The sequence below is a fragment of the Streptomyces sp. NPDC017993 genome (genome assembly GCF_044328065.1).
Lineage (GTDB): Bacteria > Actinomycetota > Actinomycetes > Streptomycetales > Streptomycetaceae > Streptomyces.
This window is the reverse complement of sequence record NZ_JBIRGO010000001.1, coordinates 107490-125007: the sequence shown is the minus strand read 5'-3', so window position 1 is coordinate 125007 and position 17518 is coordinate 107490. Positions and strand designations below refer to the sequence as shown.

Annotated in this window: 14 protein-coding genes; 3 read left to right on the top strand and 11 right to left on the bottom strand. The window is 70.5% G+C overall.

Going from position 1 to position 17518, the window contains the following annotated elements; all coding sequences use genetic code 11:
* Positions 1-130 precede the first annotated feature (130 nt).
* The 3 genes from fahA (at position 131) to ACH4FH_RS00590 (ending at position 2830) form a co-directional block, all read left to right on the top strand.
* A complete protein-coding gene (gene fahA, locus ACH4FH_RS00600; RefSeq protein WP_398553537.1) occupies positions 131-1393 on the top strand; it encodes a fumarylacetoacetase in 1263 nt (420 codons plus the stop codon).
* Entirely contained in the window at positions 1390-2043 is a 654-nt protein-coding gene (locus tag ACH4FH_RS00595) for a GPP34 family phosphoprotein (protein WP_398553536.1), read from the top strand. Before fahA ends, ACH4FH_RS00595 begins: the two co-directional genes overlap by 4 nt.
* Positions 2044-2344: 301 nt before the next feature.
* Complete coding sequence (locus ACH4FH_RS00590) at positions 2345-2830, top strand: hypothetical protein (protein WP_398553535.1); 486 nt, start codon at positions 2345-2347, stop codon at positions 2828-2830.
* Positions 2831-2923: 93 nt separating this feature from the next.
* Here the strand turns inward: ACH4FH_RS00590 and nuoN are convergent, their stop codons facing one another.
* From nuoN to ACH4FH_RS00535, 11 genes are read right to left on the bottom strand one after another with little or no spacing between them, the layout of a single operon-like run.
* Complete coding sequence (gene nuoN, locus ACH4FH_RS00585) at positions 2924-4576, bottom strand: NADH-quinone oxidoreductase subunit NuoN (RefSeq protein WP_398553534.1); 1653 nt, start codon at positions 4574-4576, stop codon at positions 2924-2926.
* Complete coding sequence (locus ACH4FH_RS00580; protein ID WP_398553533.1) at positions 4573-6252, bottom strand: NADH-quinone oxidoreductase subunit M; 1680 nt, start codon at positions 6250-6252, stop codon at positions 4573-4575. The genes nuoN and ACH4FH_RS00580 overlap by 4 nt, the downstream gene beginning before the upstream one ends.
* Before the next feature lie 3 nt (positions 6253-6255).
* Positions 6256-8196: an NADH-quinone oxidoreductase subunit L gene (gene nuoL / locus ACH4FH_RS00575; protein ID WP_398553532.1), complete on the bottom strand. Its 1941-nt coding sequence runs from the start codon at positions 8194-8196 to the stop codon at positions 6256-6258.
* 13 nt (positions 8197-8209) lie between these two features.
* Positions 8210-8509 (bottom strand): NADH-quinone oxidoreductase subunit NuoK, encoded by a 300-nt coding sequence (gene nuoK, locus ACH4FH_RS00570; protein WP_393892757.1) that lies wholly within the window; start codon positions 8507-8509, stop codon positions 8210-8212.
* Positions 8506-9375, bottom strand: a complete 870-nt coding sequence (locus tag ACH4FH_RS00565) for an NADH-quinone oxidoreductase subunit J (protein ID WP_398553531.1) — start codon at positions 9373-9375, stop codon at positions 8506-8508. Before ACH4FH_RS00565 ends, nuoK begins: the two co-directional genes overlap by 4 nt.
* Positions 9372-9989, bottom strand: coding sequence for an NADH-quinone oxidoreductase subunit NuoI (gene nuoI, locus ACH4FH_RS00560; RefSeq protein WP_398553530.1), 618 nt, complete (start codon positions 9987-9989; stop codon positions 9372-9374). The genes ACH4FH_RS00565 and nuoI overlap by 4 nt, the downstream gene beginning before the upstream one ends.
* Positions 9982-11394 (bottom strand): NADH-quinone oxidoreductase subunit NuoH, encoded by a 1413-nt coding sequence (gene nuoH / locus ACH4FH_RS00555; RefSeq protein WP_398553957.1) that lies wholly within the window; start codon positions 11392-11394, stop codon positions 9982-9984. Before nuoH ends, nuoI begins: the two co-directional genes overlap by 8 nt.
* Complete coding sequence (locus tag ACH4FH_RS00550; protein ID WP_398553529.1) at positions 11394-13901, bottom strand: NADH-quinone oxidoreductase subunit G; 2508 nt, start codon at positions 13899-13901, stop codon at positions 11394-11396. Before ACH4FH_RS00550 ends, nuoH begins: the two co-directional genes overlap by 1 nt.
* Entirely contained in the window at positions 13898-15280 is a 1383-nt protein-coding gene (gene nuoF, locus ACH4FH_RS00545) for an NADH-quinone oxidoreductase subunit NuoF (RefSeq protein ID WP_398553528.1), read from the bottom strand. The genes ACH4FH_RS00550 and nuoF overlap by 4 nt, the downstream gene beginning before the upstream one ends.
* A complete protein-coding gene (nuoE, locus tag ACH4FH_RS00540) occupies positions 15280-16122 on the bottom strand; it encodes an NADH-quinone oxidoreductase subunit NuoE (RefSeq protein WP_398553527.1) in 843 nt (280 codons plus the stop codon). Before nuoE ends, nuoF begins: the two co-directional genes overlap by 1 nt.
* Positions 16119-17441: an NADH-quinone oxidoreductase subunit D gene (locus tag ACH4FH_RS00535; RefSeq protein ID WP_398553526.1), complete on the bottom strand. Its 1323-nt coding sequence runs from the start codon at positions 17439-17441 to the stop codon at positions 16119-16121. Before ACH4FH_RS00535 ends, nuoE begins: the two co-directional genes overlap by 4 nt.
* Positions 17442-17518 lie beyond the last annotated feature (77 nt).

Here is a 17518-nt window from a genome sequence, read left to right as displayed (position 1 = left end):
ACGCCCCGGCCGCCCGTACGCTGAGCGTCGGACGGACCGGTCGTGGCCGGTCCGTCGACCGACCGGCCAGGACACCCGACCCCGGCCGGCCCGGCCGCCCACCGGCGACGACGCACGCGAGGAGCTGTCCATGCCCGAGCAGAGCCCGTTCGACCTGGCGGAAGGCGATCCCTTCGGCCCGCACACCCTCCCCTACGGCGTGTTCAGCACCACCGACGCACCCGAACGGCGCCGCATCGGCGTCCGCTACGGCAGCCACGTCCTCGACCTGAGCGCACTGTCCGGCGCCGTCCTCACCCCGCACGCCGAGCTGCTCGCCGCGCCGACACTCAACCCGCTGCTGGCCGCCGGCCGCACCGCCTGGCAAGAGGTCCGCGCGACCGTCCGCGGCGCCCTGACCGACCCCGCGCACCGACCCGCCGTGGCCCCGCTCCTGCACCCGCTGGACGACGTCACCCTGCACCTCCCCTTCGAGGTCGCCGACTACGTCGACTTCTACGCCAGCGAGCACCACGCCACGAACGTCGGCCGGATCTTCCGCCCGGACGGCGAGGCGCTCACCCCCAACTGGAAGCATCTGCCGATCGGTTACCACGGCCGGTCCGGCACCGTGGTCGTCACCGGCACCCCGGTGGTACGCCCCAGCGGCCAGCGCAAGGCCCCGGCGGATCCCGCCCCGTCCTTCGGCCCCTCCACCCGCCTGGACATCGAGGCCGAGGTCGGGTTCGTCGTCGGCGCCCCGTCCACCCTCCACGAGCCGGTCGGCCTCGACGGCTTCCGCGACCACGTCTTCGGCGTCTGCCTCGTCAACGACTGGTCCGCGCGCGACATCCAGGCGTGGGAGTACGTGCCGCTCGGCCCCTTCCTCGGCAAGTCCTTCGCGACCTCCGTCTCCGCCTGGATCACGCCCCTCGACGCCCTCGACGAGGCCCGCACGCCGCCGCCCGCCCGGGACTTCCCGCTGCTGCCCTACCTCGACGACGCGGACGTCGAACCGGGCGGACTCGATCTGCGTATCGAGGTGACCGTCAACGGCGAGACCATCTCCCGCCCGCCGTTCTCGGCCATGTACTGGACGGCCGCCCAGCAGCTCGCCCATATGACGGTCAACGGCGCCTCGCTGCGCACCGGCGACCTGTTCGCCTCCGGCACGGTCTCCGGGCCCGAGCCCGACCAGCTGGGCTGCCTCCTCGAACTCACCCAGGGCAAGGGCCCCTACCTCCAGGACGGCGACGAGGTCACGCTCACCGCCTGGGCACCCGGCCCCGACGGCGCCCGCATTGGCCTCGGCGAGGTCACGGGCCGGATCCTGCCCGCGCCGGCCGCCGGGGCGAACGGCGCGGTGCACGCCGGATCGGCGGGGCAGCGCACCCCGGCTCGCGACGCGACGTGACGGGCACCGCGCCGTATGCCCTCACGCTCGCCGAGGAACTGCTGCTGCTGGCCTGGGACCCGGTCCGCGGCAGGCCCGTGATCCGGCAGGCGTACCTGGGGTACGGCCTGGCCGGCGCCGCGCTCGTCGACCTGGAGGCGGCCGGCCGGGTCACCGTCGAGCGCGGCGACCGCATCGCGGTCACGACACCGCTGCCGCTGAACGATCCGGTGCTGGACGCGGCTCTGGCGGCGCTCCCCGGCCCGGCGAAACGCAACGGAGTGCGGGCCCACCGGTGGGTCCGCCGCGCGGGCCGGTCCGCGCAGGGGCCGTGCCTGCGGCGGCTGGAGGAGCGCGGCGCGCTTCGCAGGGAGGCCCGGCGCGCCCTGGGCCTCTTCCCGCACACCCGCTACCCGGCCGGCCCGGTGGACTTCCTCGGCCCGGCGCACGCCCGCTTCCGTGCCGCGGTCGAGGCCGGTCTCCCCGACCACCGCACCCGTCTCCTCGCGGCCCTGGTCTCGGCGACGGGGCTGGACGCGAAGCTGCTGCCCGGCAGCGGCTTCCGGCCCCTGCGCCGCGACCTCAGGCGTCTGGTCAAGGAGGTCTGGACGGTGCGGGCGGTGCACCGTGCCGTCCAAGAGGACAAGAACTCGGCGAACTCCGGCGGGTAGCGGGAGCAGCCGCAGAGGCGGCCGGTACGGCCGAGCAGGGCAGGAGGCGCCAGAGGGACACGGCCCCTGGGACGGGTGCCCGAGGGCACCGGGGCCGGGCGCGGCGCCGGGCAGGAACCGGTGCGGCCCACGACCAGGGCCCGTCCGGTTCGGCCCCCGCGCCGGCCTGCCACGTCACAGCCGGACACCAACTCCGCACCGGCGCTGCCGCAACCCGCCGCACGCCTGCGCACCGCCCCCCCCGGCCCGCGGTCCGGCTGCTAGCCTCACGTCTCCCTGTCCCACAACGGAGGAGACGTACGTGCGCAAGGCAGCACAGTTCGCCGGGGCGGCCGCCATCGCCGCGATGCTGCTCAGCGGTTGCGGCAGCAGCGGCGACAGTGGCAAGGAGAGCGCTCCGAGCAAGCAGCCGGAGGCCGGACCGTCGACTCCGGGCAGCGACAAGCCCGCGGACAGCAAGACGATCGAGGGCGCCTGGACGACGAAGTCGGCGGACGGCCAGCTCATCCTCGCCATCAGCAAGGGCACCGTCGCGCTCAGCAACGGGCACAAGGCGGCCTGCATCGGCAAGATCCAGGAGATGGCCGGGATGACCATGGCCGCGCTCAAGTGCACCGACGGGGACACCACCCGCACCATGGGCACTCTCAAGTCCGGCGCCGACGGCAAGAGCCTGACGATCAACTGGAAGAACGGCCCCACCGAGAAGTACACCAAGTCCACCGACGGCAAGGTGAAGATCCCGGACATGCCGCAGCTGCCCAGCGGCGTGCCCGACGGCAGCTGACCCACGCCACGGACGACGGCCGCCGCCCGGCACCCCTCAGGGTCCCGGGCGGCGGCCGACTGCATGCGCCTCGCCTGCGGTGACAGGCGGACCTCAGCGTACGAAGACCCCCGCCTGGCCTGCCAGGTCCAGGAAGTACTGCGGCGCCAGACCGAGCACCAGCGTGACCGCGACACCGATCGCGATGGCCGTCGTCGTCAGCGGGCTGGGCACGGCGACCGTCGGGCCGTCCGCCTTCGGCTCGCTGAAGAACATCAGCACGATCACCCGGATGTAGAAGAACGCCGCGATCGCCGACGAGATCACACCCACGACGACCAGCCAGCCCGCGCCGCTCTGCGCCGCCGCCTTGAACACCGCGAACTTTCCGGCGAAGCCGGACGTCAGCGGGATACCGGCGAAGGCCAGCAGGAAGATCGCGAAGACCGCGGCCACCAGCGGCGAACGCCGTCCGAGCCCCGCCCACTTGGACAGATGCGTGGCCTCGCCGCCCGCGTCCCGCACCAGGGTGACCACGGCGAAGGCGCCGAGGGTCACGAAGGAGTAGGCCGCGAGGTAGAAGAGCACCGACGAGACGCCGTCCTCGCTGGTGGCGATGACACCGGCGAGGATGAATCCGGCGTGCGCGATGGAGGAGTAGGCCAGCAGCCGCTTGATGTCGGTCTGGGTGATCGCGACGATCGCACCGCCCAGCATCGTGAGGATCGCGACGCCCCACATCACCGGCCGCCAGTCCCAGCGCATGCCCGGCAGGACGACGTACAGCAGGCGCAGCAGCGCACCGAAGGCCGCGACCTTGGTTGCCGCCGCCATGAAGCCGGTGACCGGCGTCGGGGCGCCTTGGTAGACGTCCGGCGTCCACATGTGGAAGGGCACCGCACCGACCTTGAACAGCAGGCCCATCAGCACCAGCGCCGCGCCGATCAGCAGCAGCGCGTCATTGCCCATCGTCCCGGCCAGCGCCGGATCGATCTGCTTGGCGCCGTCCGCGACGACCTCGGCGATCCCGGCGTAGGTGACCGTGCCGGCGTAGCCGTACAGCAGGGCGACGCCGAACAGGAGGAAGGCGGAGGAGAACGCACCGAGCAGGAAGTACTTCACGGCCGCTTCCTGCGACAGCAGCCGCTGACGGCGGGCCAGCGCACACAGGATGTACAGCGGGAGGGAGAAGACCTCCAGCGCGATGAACAGCGTCAGCAGGTCGTTGGCCGCCGGGAAGACCAGCATGCCGCCGACCGCGAAGAGGACGATCGGGAAGACCTCGGTGGTGGTGAAACCGGCCTTGACCGCGGCCCGTTCCGCCTCGCCGCCCGGCACCGCGGCGGCCTGGGCGGCGAAGGAGTCCACCCGATTGCCGTGCGCCGCCGGGTCGAGCCGGCGCTCGGCGAAGGTGAAGACGGCGATCAGGGAGACCAGCAGGATCGTGCCCTGCAGGAACAGCGCGGGGCCGTCGACGGCGATGGCGCCCATCGCGGCGATATGCGCCTTGGACGAGCCGAAGCCGCCGGCGGCCAGACCGATCACCGCGGCGAACGCGGCGGCCAGCGCCACCACGGACAGCAGCAGCTGGGCGTAATAGCGGCTGCGGCGCGGCAGGAACGCCTCGAACAGGACACCGACGATCGCGGCACCGAGGACGATCAGCGTGGGCGAGAGCTGGGCGTATTCGATGTGCGGCGCCGGGATCTTGCCCGGCACCTCGGCCGCCACTGCCCACAGGCTGTGGACACTTGCCACGGAACTCACTTCGCGGCCTCCACGTCTTGATCACGCGCGGCGGGGCCGTGGCCTCCGCCGGGCACGGCGTCCACCCGCACAGCGGGCTTGGGGTCCTTCTTGTCCACCACGGAAAGGGTGTGGTCCACCGCCGGGTTGACGATGTCGGTGAGCGGCTTGGGGTACACCCCGAGGAAGAGCAGCAGCGCGATCAGCGGCGCGACCACGACCAGCTCGCGGACCTTGAGGTCCGGCATGCCGCGCACCTCCTCCTTCACCGGCCCGGTCATCGTCCGCTGGTAGAGGACGAGGACGTAGAGCGCGGCGAGGACGATGCCCGCGGTGGCGATGATGCCGATGACCGGGTAGCGGCTGAACGTGCCGACCAGGACCAGGAATTCGCTGATGAACGGTGCCAGGCCGGGCAGCGAGAGGGTCGCGAGCCCACCGATGAGGAACGTGCCCGCGAGGACCGGGGCGACCTTCTGGACGCCGCCGTAGTCCGCGATCAGGCGCGAGCCGCGGCGGCTGATCAGGAAGCCGGCCACCAGCATCAGCGCGGCGGTCGAGATGCCGTGGTTGACCATGTAGAGCGTCGCGCCGCCCTGGCCCTGGGAGGTCATCGCGAAGATGCCCAGGACGATGAACCCGAAGTGGGAGATGGAGGCGTAGGCGATCAGACGCTTGATGTCCCGCTGGCCGACGGCGAGCAGCGCGCCGTAGATCACGCTGATCACCGCGAGCACCAGGATCACCGGGGTGGCCCAGCTGCTGGCCTCGGGAAAGAGCTGGAGGCAGAAGCGGAGCATCGCGAACGTGCCGACCTTGTCGACGACCGCGGTGATCAGCACCGCGATCGGCGCGGTCGACTCGCCCATGGCGTTGGGCAGCCAGGTGTGCAGCGGCCACAGCGGCGCCTTCACCGCGAAGGCGAAGAAGAAGCCGAGGAAGAGCAGCCGTTCGGTGCCGGTGCCGAGGTCCAGTTGGCCGGACGCCCGCGCCTCGACGATCTGCTGCAGCGAGAAGGTGCCGGTGCCGAGCTGGTCGGCGGTGGCGGCGTACAGCCCGATCACCGCGGCCAGCATGATCAGACCGCCGACGAGGTTGTAGAGCAGGAACTTCACCGCGGCGTACGAGCGCTGGGTGGCGGCCTGCTCCTCGCCGTGCTGCCCGGCACGGTCCCCGAAGCCGCCGATGAGGAAGTACATCGGGATCAGCATGGCTTCGAAGAAGATGTAGAAGAGGAAGACGTCGGTGGCCTCGAAGGAGATGATCACCATCGCCTCGACGGCCAGGATCAGTGCGAAGAAGCCCTGGGTGGGCCGCCAGCGCCGACCGGCGTCCGTTGCGGCCGGGTCGTCGCCGGCCGGGGTCTCCAGCGGGTCGGCGTCATGCCAGCCCGCCAGGATCACGAAGGGGATCAGCAGGGCGGTCAGCGCGATCAGGGCGACCGCGATGCCGTCCACGCCGAGTTCGTAGCGGACCCCGAAGTCGCTGATCCAGGCGTGTGATTCGGTCAGTTGGAAGGGCCCCTCGGCCCCGGGCCGAAAGCGGACCGCGATCACGATGGCCAGCACGAAGGTGGCCAGCGAGAACAGCAGCGCCAGCCATTTGGCCGCGGTGCGCTTGGCGGCGGGCACCGCGGCGGTGGCGATCGCTCCGATCGCCGGCACCACGGCGGTCGCCGTCAGCAGAGGAAAGGACATGGCTCAGACACCCCTCATCAGCAGGGTCGCGGCGACGAGCACGGCGGCCCCGCCCAACATCTGTACTGCGTAGGAGCGGACGAAGCCGGTCTGCAACTGGCGCAGCCTGCCGGAGAGTCCGCCCATCGTGGCCGCCGTGCCGTTGACCGCGCCGTCCACCAGGGAGTGGTCGAGGTAGACGAGCGTGCGGGTGAGGTGCTCGCCGCCACGCACCAGGACGACGTGGTTGAAGTCGTCCTGGAGCAGATCGCGGCGGGCGGCCCGGGTCAGCAGCGAGCCGCGCGGGGCGAGCGCCGGGACGGGCTTGCGGCCGTACATCAGCCAGGCGATGCCGACGCCGATGAGCATCACCACGACCGTGGCGGAGGTGACCGCGGTGGCACTGAGCGGCGAGTGGCCGTGCTCGAAGGAGGTGACCGGCTCCAGCCACTTCACAAAGACTTCGTTGATGCTGAACAGCCCGCCGGCGAAGACCGATCCGAAGGCCAGCACGATCATCGGGATCGTCATGGACTTCGGGGACTCGTGCGGATGCGGGGCGGTGTACTCGCCGCGCGGCTCCGCGGCGAGCTCGACGGCCGACGGCGAAGGGGCCGGCGCCTTGCGCCAGCGCTCCTCGCCGAAGAACGTCATCAGCATCACCCGCGTCATGTAGAACGCGGTGATCGCGGCGCCCAGCAGGGCCGCGCCGCCGAGGATCCAGCCCTCGGTGCCGCCCTTGGCGAAGGCCGCCTCGATGATCTTGTCCTTGGAGAAGAACCCGGAGAGGCCCGGGAACCCGATGATCGCCAGATAGCCGAGGCCGAAGGTGATGAAGGTGATCGGCATGTACTTGCGCAGACCGCCGTAACGGCGCATGTCCACCTCGTCGTTCATCCCGTGCATCACGGAACCGGCGCCGAGGAAGAGGCCCGCCTTGAAGAAGCCGTGGGTGACCAGGTGCATGATCGCGAAGGCGTAGCCGATCGGGCCGAGGCCGGCGGCCAGGACCATGTAGCCGATCTGCGACATCGTCGAGCCGGCCAGTGCCTTCTTGATGTCGTCCTTGGCGCAACCGACGATCGCACCGAAGAGGAGCGTGACCGCGCCGACCACGACGACGGCCGTCTGGGCGTCCGGGGCCTCGTTGAAGATCGCTCCGGAGCGGGTGATCAGATACACGCCGGCGGTGACCATGGTGGCGGCGTGGATCAGGGCCGAGACCGGGGTCGGGCCCTCCATCGCGTCCCCCAGCCAGGACTGCAGCGGCACCTGCGCCGACTTGCCGCAGGCGGCCAGCAGCAGCATCAGCCCGATGGCCGTCAGCTTGCCCTCGCCGGTTTCGCCGGTCGCGGCGAACACCGGCCCGAAGGCGAACGTCCCGAACGTCGTGAACATCAGCATGATCGCGATGGACAGGCCGACGTCACCGACGCGGTTGACCAGGAACGCCTTCTTGGCGGCGGTGGCCGCGCTGGGCTTGTGCTGCCAGAAGCCGATCAGCAGATACGAGGCAAGGCCGACGCCCTCCCAGCCGACGTACAGCAGGAGGTAGTTGTCGGCGAGGACGAGCAGCAGCATCGCCGCGAGGAAGAGATTGAGGTAGCCGAAGAAGCGGCGGCGCCGCTCGTCGTGCTCCATGTAGCCGACCGAGTAGAGGTGGATCAGGGATCCGACCCCGGTGATCAGCAGGACGAAGGTCATCGACAACTGGTCGAGCTGGAAGGCGAGGTCGGCCTGGAAGCCGCCGACCGGGATCCAGCTGAACAGGTGCTGGTGCAGCGCACGGTCCTCGGCGCCCCTGCCGAGCATGTCGGCGAAGAGCACCACCGCGACGGCGAAGGACGCAGCCGCCAGGAGCGTGCCGATCCAGTGGCCGGCGCGGTCCAGTCGTTTGCCGCCGCACAACAGCAGGGCCGCACCGACCAGCGGTGCCGCGACAAGCAGCGCGATCAAGTTCTCCACTTTGTGCGACCCCTTACAGCTTCATCAGGCTGGCGTCGTCGACCGAGGCCGTATGGCGGGTGCGGAAGATCGACACGATGATCGCCAGGCCGACCACGACCTCGGCCGCGGCGACGACCATCGTGAAGAACGCGATGATCTGGCCGTCCAGATTTCCGTGCATCCGCGAGAAGGCCACGAAGGCGAGATTGCAGGCGTTCAGCATCAGTTCGATGCACATGAACACCACGATGGCGTTCCGCCTGATCAGCACCCCGGCCGCGCCGATGGTGAACAGCAGGGCGGCGAGGTAGAGGTAGTAGACCGGGTTCATTTCTTGGCCTCCTCCTTCGGCGAGGTGGCGCCCGGTCCGGAGGTCCTGGGAGCCTCGGGCTCGGAGTCCCGCTCCAGCCACTCCTCGGAGCGCCGCTCCAGCGCCTTCAGTTCGGCGAGCGACTCACCCGAGACATCGCGGATCTGGCCGCGCTCGCGCAGCGTCGGACTGACGGTCAGGTCGGATGTGGTGCCGTCCGGCAGCAGTCCGGGGATGTCCACCGCGTTGTGCCGGGCGTAGACACCCGGGGCGGGCAGCGGCGGCACCTGCTTGCCTTCCCTGACCCGGGCCTCGGCCTGCTCGCGCTGGGTCTTGGCGCGCTCCGTGCGCTCCCGGTGGGTGAGCACCATGGCGCCGACGGCCGCGGTGATCAGCAGCGCGCCGGTGAGCTCGAAGGCGAAGACGTACTTGGTGAAGATGAGTGCGGCCAGGCCCTGCACATTGCCGCCGGCGTTGGCCTCGCCGAGGCCGTTGAACTCCTTGAGCGAGGCGTTGCCGATGCCGGCGATGAGCAGGATGCCGAAGCCGATGCCCACACCGGCGGCGAGCCAGCGCTGGCCCTTGAGCGTCTCCTTGAGGGAGTCGGCCGCGGTGACTCCGACCAGCATGACGACGAAGAGGAACAGCATCATGATCGCGCCGGTGTAGACCACGATCTGCACGACGCCGAGGAAGTACGCGCCGTTGGCGAGGTAGAAGACCGCCAGGACGATCATGGTCCCGGCGAGCGACAGGGCGCTGTGCACGGCCCGCTTCATCAGGATCGTGCACAGCGCGCCGAGGACGGCGACGATGCCCAGGATCCAGAACTGCACGGCCTCCCCCGTCGAGGTCGTGGAAGCCGCAGCGGCGGCGAGGGAGTTCATCGCTCGGTCACCTCCCGCGCGGCGGGCTCGTCGGGACCGGTCGTGGCGGCGGCCTCCTGCGGCGCCTCCCCCTTGGAGGCGGCGACCTGCCGGACGGTGCCGGGCGCGGCCTCGCTCACCAGGCCCTGGTAGTAGTCCTTCTCCGTCATGCCGGGGAAGATCGCGTGCGGTGAGTCGACCATCGTCTCCTCCAGGCCCGCGAGCAGCTCTTCCTTGGTGTAGATGAGCGAGGTGCGGGACCGGTCGGCGAGTTCGTACTCATTGGTCATGGTCAGCGCGCGGGTCGGGCAGGCCTCCACGCACAGGCCGCACAGAATGCAGCGGAGGTAGTTGATCTGGTAGACGCGGCCGTAGCGCTCCCCCGGGGAGTAGCGTTCCTCCTCGGTGTTGTCCGCGCCCTCGACGTAGATCGCGTCCGCCGGACAGGCCCAGGCGCACAGCTCGCAGCCGATGCACTTCTCCAGCCCGTCCGGATGGCGGTTGAGCTGGTGCCTGCCGTGGAAGCGGGGCGCCGTCGGCTTCTTCTCCTCCGGGTACTGCTCGGTCAGCCGCTTCTTGAACATGGCCTTGAAGGTCACGCCGAAGCCGGCCACGGGGTTCTGGAACTCAGGCACCGTCGCCCCCCTTTCCATCGATTCCGTTTCCGTCACTGACAGTGTCCACTCCGCCACTGACAATCAACTCGCGCTCCTCGCCCGTCGCACGGGAGGACCCCCAGCGGGGCCGTCGGCGCGGCACGGGAGGCAGGCTCTGTCCGGGGAGCGGGGGTACGGGGAAGCCGCCGGCCATCGGGTCGAAGGCCCCGTCGCCGTCCGTTTCCTCCTCCGTCTCGCCGCGCCGGAAGAAGTCCACGACGAGCGAGATCAGCAGCAGGGCGACCGCGCCCCCTGCGACGTACAGCACGATCTCCTGGAATTGGTAGCCCTCGTTCTTCAGCGCCCGGACGGTCGCGACCAGCATCAGCCAGACCATCGAGACCGGGATGAGGACCTTCCAGCCCAGCTTCATGAACTGGTCGTAGCGCACCCGCGGGAGGGTGCCGCGCAGCCAGATGAAGAAGAACAGCAGCAGCTGCACCTTGATGACGAACCAGAGCAGCGGCCACCAGCCGTGGTTGGCGCCTTCCCAGAACGTGCTGATCGGGTACGGGGCCCGCCAGCCGCCCAGGAAGAGGGTCACCGCCACCGCGGAGACGGTGACCATGTTGATGTACTCGGCGAGCATGAACATCGCGAACTTGATGGACGAGTACTCGGTGTTGAAGCCGCCGACGAGGTCGCCCTCGGACTCCGGCATGTCGAACGGCGCGCGGTTGGTCTCGCCCACCATCGCGACGATGTAGATGATGAAGGACACCGGCAGCAGGAGGACGTACCACTTGCCCTGCTGCGACTCCACGATCGTCGAGGTCGACATCGACCCGGAGTAGAGGAAGACCGCCGCGAAGGAGATGCCCATCGCGATCTCGTAGCTGATCATCTGCGCGCACGAGCGCAGACCGCCCAGCAGCGGGTACGTCGAGCCCGACGACCAGCCGGCCAGCACGATGCCGTAGATGCCGATGGAGGCCGTCGCCAGGATGTAGAGGACGCCGATCGGCAGGTCGGTCAGCTGCATCGGAGTGCGCTGGCCGAAGATCGAGATCTCGTTGTCCGCCGGGCCGAACGGGATCACCGCGACGGCCATGAAGGCCGGTACGGCCGCCACGATCGGCGCGAGGATGTAGACCACCTTGTCGGCCCGCTTGACGACCAGGTCCTCCTTCAGCATCAGCTTGATGCCGTCGGCGAGGGACTGGAGCATGCCCCAGGGGCCGTGCCGGTTGGGCCCGATGCGCAGCTGCATCCAGGCCACGACCTTGCGCTCCCAGACGATGGAGAACAGCACCGTCAGCATCAGGAACGCGAAGCAGAAGACCGCCTTGATGACGACGAGCCACCACGGGTCGCGGCCGAACATCGACAGGTCTTCCTGCGCCAGCGCCGTGCCCGCGACGGCCAGTTGATCGAGCCGCTCCATCATGCGTCCCCTTCCTCAACCGGCTCCGGCGTACCGGCGACGGCGGAGACCTTCACCAGGTCACCGGGGCGCGCCCCGGTGTCGGCGGCCACGCCACCGCCCACGGAATTCAGCGGCAGCCACACCACCCGGTCGGGCATCGGTGTGACCTGGAGGGGCAGCCGCACCGAGCCGGCCGGTCCGCTGACCGCCAGCAGGTCGCCGTCCTTGACGCCGGTCTCCTGCGCGGTGGCCTGCGACAGCCGGGCGACGGCGGGGTGCCGGGTGCCGGCCAGCGCCTCGTCGCCCTCCTGGAGCCGCCCCCGGTCCAGCAGCAGCCGGTGTCCGGCGAGGACCGCCTCGCCCGGTTCCGGGCGGGGCAGCGGGCGTCCGCTCTCCAGCGGTTCACCGGCGTACGGTCCGCTCCAGCCGCCGAGCCGGTCCAGCTCGCGGCGTACCGAGCGGATGTCGGGCAGCGCGAGGTGCACGTCGAGGGCGTCGGCGAGCATGTGCAGGACCCGGGCGTCCGGCAGGAGGTGCCTGCGGGTCATCTGGTCGGGCTTGAGGGCGGCCTCGAACAGCCGCGCCCGGCCCTCCCAGTTGAGGAAGGTGCCGGCCTTCTCGACCACGGCCGCGACCGGCAGGACCACATCGGCCCGCTCGGTGACCGCCGAGGGCCGCAGCTCCAGGCTGACCAGGAAGCCGACCTCGTCCAGCGCGGTCGTCGCGCGGGCCGGGTCCGGCAGATCCGCGATCTCGACGCCGGAGACCAGCAGCGCGCCGAGCTCGCCGGTCGCCGCGGCCTCGATGATCTGGCCGGTGTCCCGGCCGTGCCGCTGCGGGAGCGCCGCGACACCCCAGACCGCGGCGACCTCGTCACGGGCTCGCGGGTCGGTGGCCGGCCGGCCACCGGGCAGCAGACCGGGCAGCGCACCGGCCTCGATGGCGCCCCGTTCACCGGCTCGCCGGGGAATCCACACCAGCTCGGCGCCGGTGGCGGAGGCGACACGGACCGCGGCGGTGAGCGCCCCGGGTACCGAGGCCAGCCGCTCGCCGACGACGATGACCGCGCCGTCCGCCCGCAGCGCCTCGGCGGCGGCGCGCCCCTCACCCTCCAGGCCGGCCCCGCCCGCGAGCGCGTCCAGCCACTCGGTCTCGGTGCCGGGCGCGGCCGGCAGCAGCGTGCCGCCGGCCTTGATCAGGCCGCGGGTGGCGTAGGTCGCCAGGCCGTAGGTGCGCTGCCCGCTCTTGCGGTGGGCCTTGCGCAGCCGCAGGAAGACGCCCGGGGCCTCCTCCTCGGCCTCGATACCGGCCAGCAGCACGGCCGGTGCCTTCTCCAGCGAGGTGTACGTGACACCCCCGCCGTCCAGGTCACGGCCGCGGCCGGCGACCCTGGCCGCCAGGAAGTCGGCCTCCTCCGCGCTGTGCGGCCGCGCGCGGAAGTCGACGTCGTTGGTGTCGAGCGCGATCCGGGCGAACTTGGCGTAGGCGTAGGCGTCCTCGACGGTCAGCCGGCCGCCGGTCAGGACGCCGGTGCGCCCCTTGGCCGCCGCCAGGCCACGGGCCGCGGCCTCAAGGGCCTCCGGCCAGTTCGCCGGCTCCAGTTCACCGGACTCCGCGTTGCGTACGAGCGGGTGCTCCAGCCGGTCGCGCTGCTGCGCGTAGCGGAAGCCGAACCGCCCCTTGTCGCAGACCCATTCCTCGTTGACCTCGGGGTCGTTCTGCGCCATCCGCCGCATGACCTTGCCGCGCCGGTGGTCGGTGCGGGTCGCGCAGCCGCCCGCGCAGTGCTCGCACACCGACGGCGAGGAGACCAGGTCGAAGGGGCGGGAGCGGAAGCGGTAGGCGGCGGAGGTGAGCGCGCCGACCGGGCAGATCTGGATGGTGTTGCCGGAGAAGTACGACACGAAGGGGTCGCCCTCGCCGGTGCCGACCTGCTGGAGGGCACCGCGCTCAAGGAGTTCGATCATCGGGTCGCCGGCGATCTGGTTACTGAAGCGGGTGCAGCGCGCGCACAGCACGCACCGCTCGCGGTCCAGCAGCACCTGCGTGGAGATCGGCACCGGCTTCTCGAACGTCCGCTTCTTGCCCTCGAAGCGGGTGTCGGTGTCGCCGACCTGCATCGCCTGGTTCTGCAGCGGGCACTCGCCGCCCTTGTCGCAGACCGGGCAGTCCAGCGGGTGGTTGATCAGCAGCAGCTCCATCACGCCGCGCTGGGCCTTCTCGGCCACCGGCGAGGTGAGCTGCGACTTGACGACCATGCCGTCGGTGCAGGTGATCGTGCAGGAGGCCATCGGCTTGCGCTGGCCCTCGACCTCGACGATGCACTGCCGGCAGGCGCCGGCCGGGTCGAGCAGCGGGTGGTCGCAAAAGCGCGGGATCTCGATGCCGAGGAGTTCGGCGGCGCGGATGACCAGCGTCCCCTTGGGGACGGAGATCTCGATGCCGTCGATCGTCAGGGAGACGAGGTCTTCCGGCGGGATCGCCGCCTCGCCACCCCCGCTGGGGGCATTTGTCGTGACGGTCATGCATTCACCCCCAGGTGAGCGTTGCGGTCGGCCCAGGCGGTCGACTTGGCGGGGTCGAAGGGGCAGCCCTTGCCGGTGATGTGCTGCTCGTACTCCTCGCGGAAGTACTTGAGCGAGGAGAAGATCGGCGAGGCGGCGCCGTCGCCGAGGGCGCAGAAGGACTTGCCGTTGATGTTGTCGGCGATGTCGTTGAGCTTGTCGAGGTCGTCCATCCGGCCCTTGCCGGCCTCGATGTCGCGGAGCAACTGCACCAGCCAGTAGGTGCCTTCGCGGCAGGGTGTGCACTTGCCGCAGGACTCGTGCGCGTAGAACTCGGTCCAGCGGGTCACCGCGCGCACCACGCAGGTGGTCTCGTCGAAGCACTGCAGCGCTTTGGTGCCGAGCATCGAGCCGGCCGCGCCGACGCCTTCGTAGTCGAGCGGGACGTCGAGGTGCTCGTCGGTGAACATCGGGGTCGAGGAGCCGCCGGGCGTCCAGAACTTCAGCCGGTGGCCCTGCCGCATGCCGCCGCTCATATCCAGCAGCTGGCGCAGGGTGATGCCCAACGGGGCCTCGTACTGGCCGGGGTTGGTGACGTGGCCGCTGAGGGAGTAGAGCGTGAAGCCCGGGGACTTCTCGCTGCCCATGGACCGGAACCAGTCCTTGCCCCGGTTCATGATGGCGGGAACCGACGCGATGGACTCGACGTTGTTCACCACGGTGGGGCAGGCGTAGAGGCCCGCCACCGCCGGGAAGGGGGGACGCAGCCGGGGCTGCCCGCGCCGGCCCTCCAGCGAGTCCAGCAGCGCGGTCTCCTCACCGCAGATGTAGGCGCCCGCGCCCGCGTGCACGATGACATCCAGGTCGAGCCCCGAGCCGAGGATGTTCTTGCCGAGGTAGCCCGCCGCATACGCCTCGCGGACGGCCTCGTGCAGCCGCCGCAGGACGGGCACGACCTCGCCGCGCAGATAGATGAAGGCGTGGTTCGACCGGATCGCGTGGCAGGCGATCACGATGCCCTCGATGAGGGAGTGCGGATTGGCGAAGAGGAGCGGGATGTCCTTGCAGGTCCCGGGCTCCGATTCGTCGGCGTTGACGACGAGGTAGTGCGGTTTGCCGTCGCCCTGCGGGATGAACTGCCACTTCATGCCGGTCGGGAAGCCCGCGCCGCCACGGCCGCGCAGGCCGGCGTCCTTGACGTAGGCGATGACGTCGTCCGGCGGCATCGCGAGCGCCTTGCGCATGCCTTCGTAGCCCTCGTGCCGCCGGTAGGTCTCCAGCGTCCAGGATTCGGGCTGGTCCCAGAAGGCGGAGAGCACCGGCGTGAGGATCTTCTCGGGGCTGACCTCTCCCCCGACGTCGGGCCCGGCGGTACCGCCGTTCTCGGCTGCCACCGTCATCACTCCCCCTCCTCGGCTGCGGGCCCGGCCGGGTGGTGAGGATCGGAGGCCGAGGTCTCTTGTGGTGCGTCGTGCGAGCTGGGGTGCGTCGGCCGCTGCTGCCCCTTGGGGTGATCGGCGGTGCGCGGGGAGATGACGTGGTCCGCGCCGCGTCCGGGGACGCCTTCCCCCTTGGCCAGGCGCAGCCCGACCAGGGAGGCCGGGCCCGCTCCGCCGGTCGCCTCGACGGCGCCGGGCCGCTCGTCGGGGAATCCGGCGAGCATCCGCGCGGTGTCCTTGTACGTGCACAGCGGCGCGCCGCGGGTGGGCTCGACGGTCCGTCCGGCCCGGAGGTCGTCGACCAGCTGCTTGGCGCTCTGCGGGGTCTGGTTGTCGAAGAACTCCCAGTTGACCATCACGACGGGCGCGAAGTCGCAGGCGGCGTTGCACTCGATGTGTTCGAGGGAGACGGCGCCGTCCTCGGTGGTCTCACCGTTGCCGACGCCGAGGTGTTCCTTCAGCTCGTCGAAGATGGCGTCGCCGCCCATCACCGCGCACAGCGTGTTGGTGCAGACCCCGACCTGGTAGTCGCCGCCCGGCTTGCGCCGGTACATGGAGTAGAAGGTCGAGACCGCCGTGACCTCGGCCGTGGTCAGGCCGAGCTGTTCTGCGCAGAAGCGGACGCCGGTGCGGGTGACGTGCCCCTCCTCGGACTGCACGAGGTGCAGCAGCGGCAGCAGCGCGGAGCGCGAGCCGGGGTAGCGGGCGATCACCTCCTTGGCATCGGCTTCGAGCCGGGCCCGTACGTCTGCCGGGTAATCGGGGGCGGGGAGCTGCGGCATCCCCAAACTGACGTCGCTCACCGGTCGACGCCTCCCATCACGGGGTCGATGGACGCGACGGCGACGATGACGTCGGCGACCTGGCCGCCTTCGCACATGGCCGCCATGGCCTGGAGGTTGGTGAAGGACGGGTCGCGGAAGTGCACCCGGTAGGGGCGGGTGCCGCCGTCGCTGACCACGTGCACCCCCAGCTCGCCCTTGGGCGACTCCACCGCGGTGTACGCCTGTCCCGGCGGGACCCGGAAGCCCTCCGTCACCAGCTTGAAGTGGTGGATCAGGGCCTCCATCGAGGTGCCCATGATCTTCTTGATGTGGTCGAGGGAGTTGCCGAGTCCGTCCGGCCCCATGGCGAGCTGGGCGGGCCAGGCGATCTTCTTGTCCGCGACCATCACCGGTCCTGGCTCCAGCCGGTCCAGGCACTGCTCGACGATCCGCAGCGACTGGCGCATCTCCTCCAGCCGGATCAGGAACCGGCCGTAGGAGTCGCAGGTGTCGGCGGTCGGCACCTCGAAGTCGTACGTCTCGTAGCCGCAGTAGGGCTGGGTCTTGCGCAGGTCGTGCGGCAGTCCGGCGGAGCGCAGCACCGGGCCGGTGGCGCCGGTGGCCAGGCAGCCGGCCAGGTCGAGATGGCCGATGCCCTCCATGCGGCCCTTGAAGACCGGGTTGCCGGTGGCGAGCTTGTCGTACTCGTGGAGGTTCTTGCGCATCGTCTTGATGAAGGCGCGCACCTGGTCGACGGCGCCCGCGGGCAGATCCTGGGCCAGTCCGCCGGGGCGGATGTAGGCGTGGTTCATCCGCAGGCCGGTGATCAACTCGTAGATGTCGAGGATGAGCTCACGGTCGCGGAAGCCGTAGATCATGATCGTGGTGGCGCCCAGCTCCATACCGCCGGTGGCGATGGCCACGAGGTGGGAGGAGAGCCGGTTGAGCTCCATCAGGAGCACGCGGATGACGGTGGCCCGGTCGGGGACCTGCTCGGTGATGCCGAGCAGCTTCTCCACGGCCAGGCAGTACGCCGTCTCGTTGAAGAAGGGGGTGAGGTAATCCATCCTCGTGACGAAGGTCGTGCCCTGGGTCCACGTGCGGTATTCGAGGTTCTTCTCGATACCGGTGTGCAGATAGCCGATACCGCAGCGGGCCTCGGTGACGGTCTCGCCGTCGATCTCCAGGATCAGCCGGAGCACGCCGTGCGTGGAGGGGTGCTGCGGCCCCATGTTGACGATGATCCGCTCGTCGTCGGACTTGGCGGCCGCCGCCGCGACCTCGTCCCAGTCGCCGCCGGTGACGGTGTAGACCGTGCCTTCGGTCGTCTCGCGGGGCGTTGCGTGCGAGGTACTCATCGGGCTCCTCCTCCCGGTGCCGATACCGACGGCCCCTGCCACGTGGGAGATTCCTGCTGGGGGTACGGGGGTCGCCC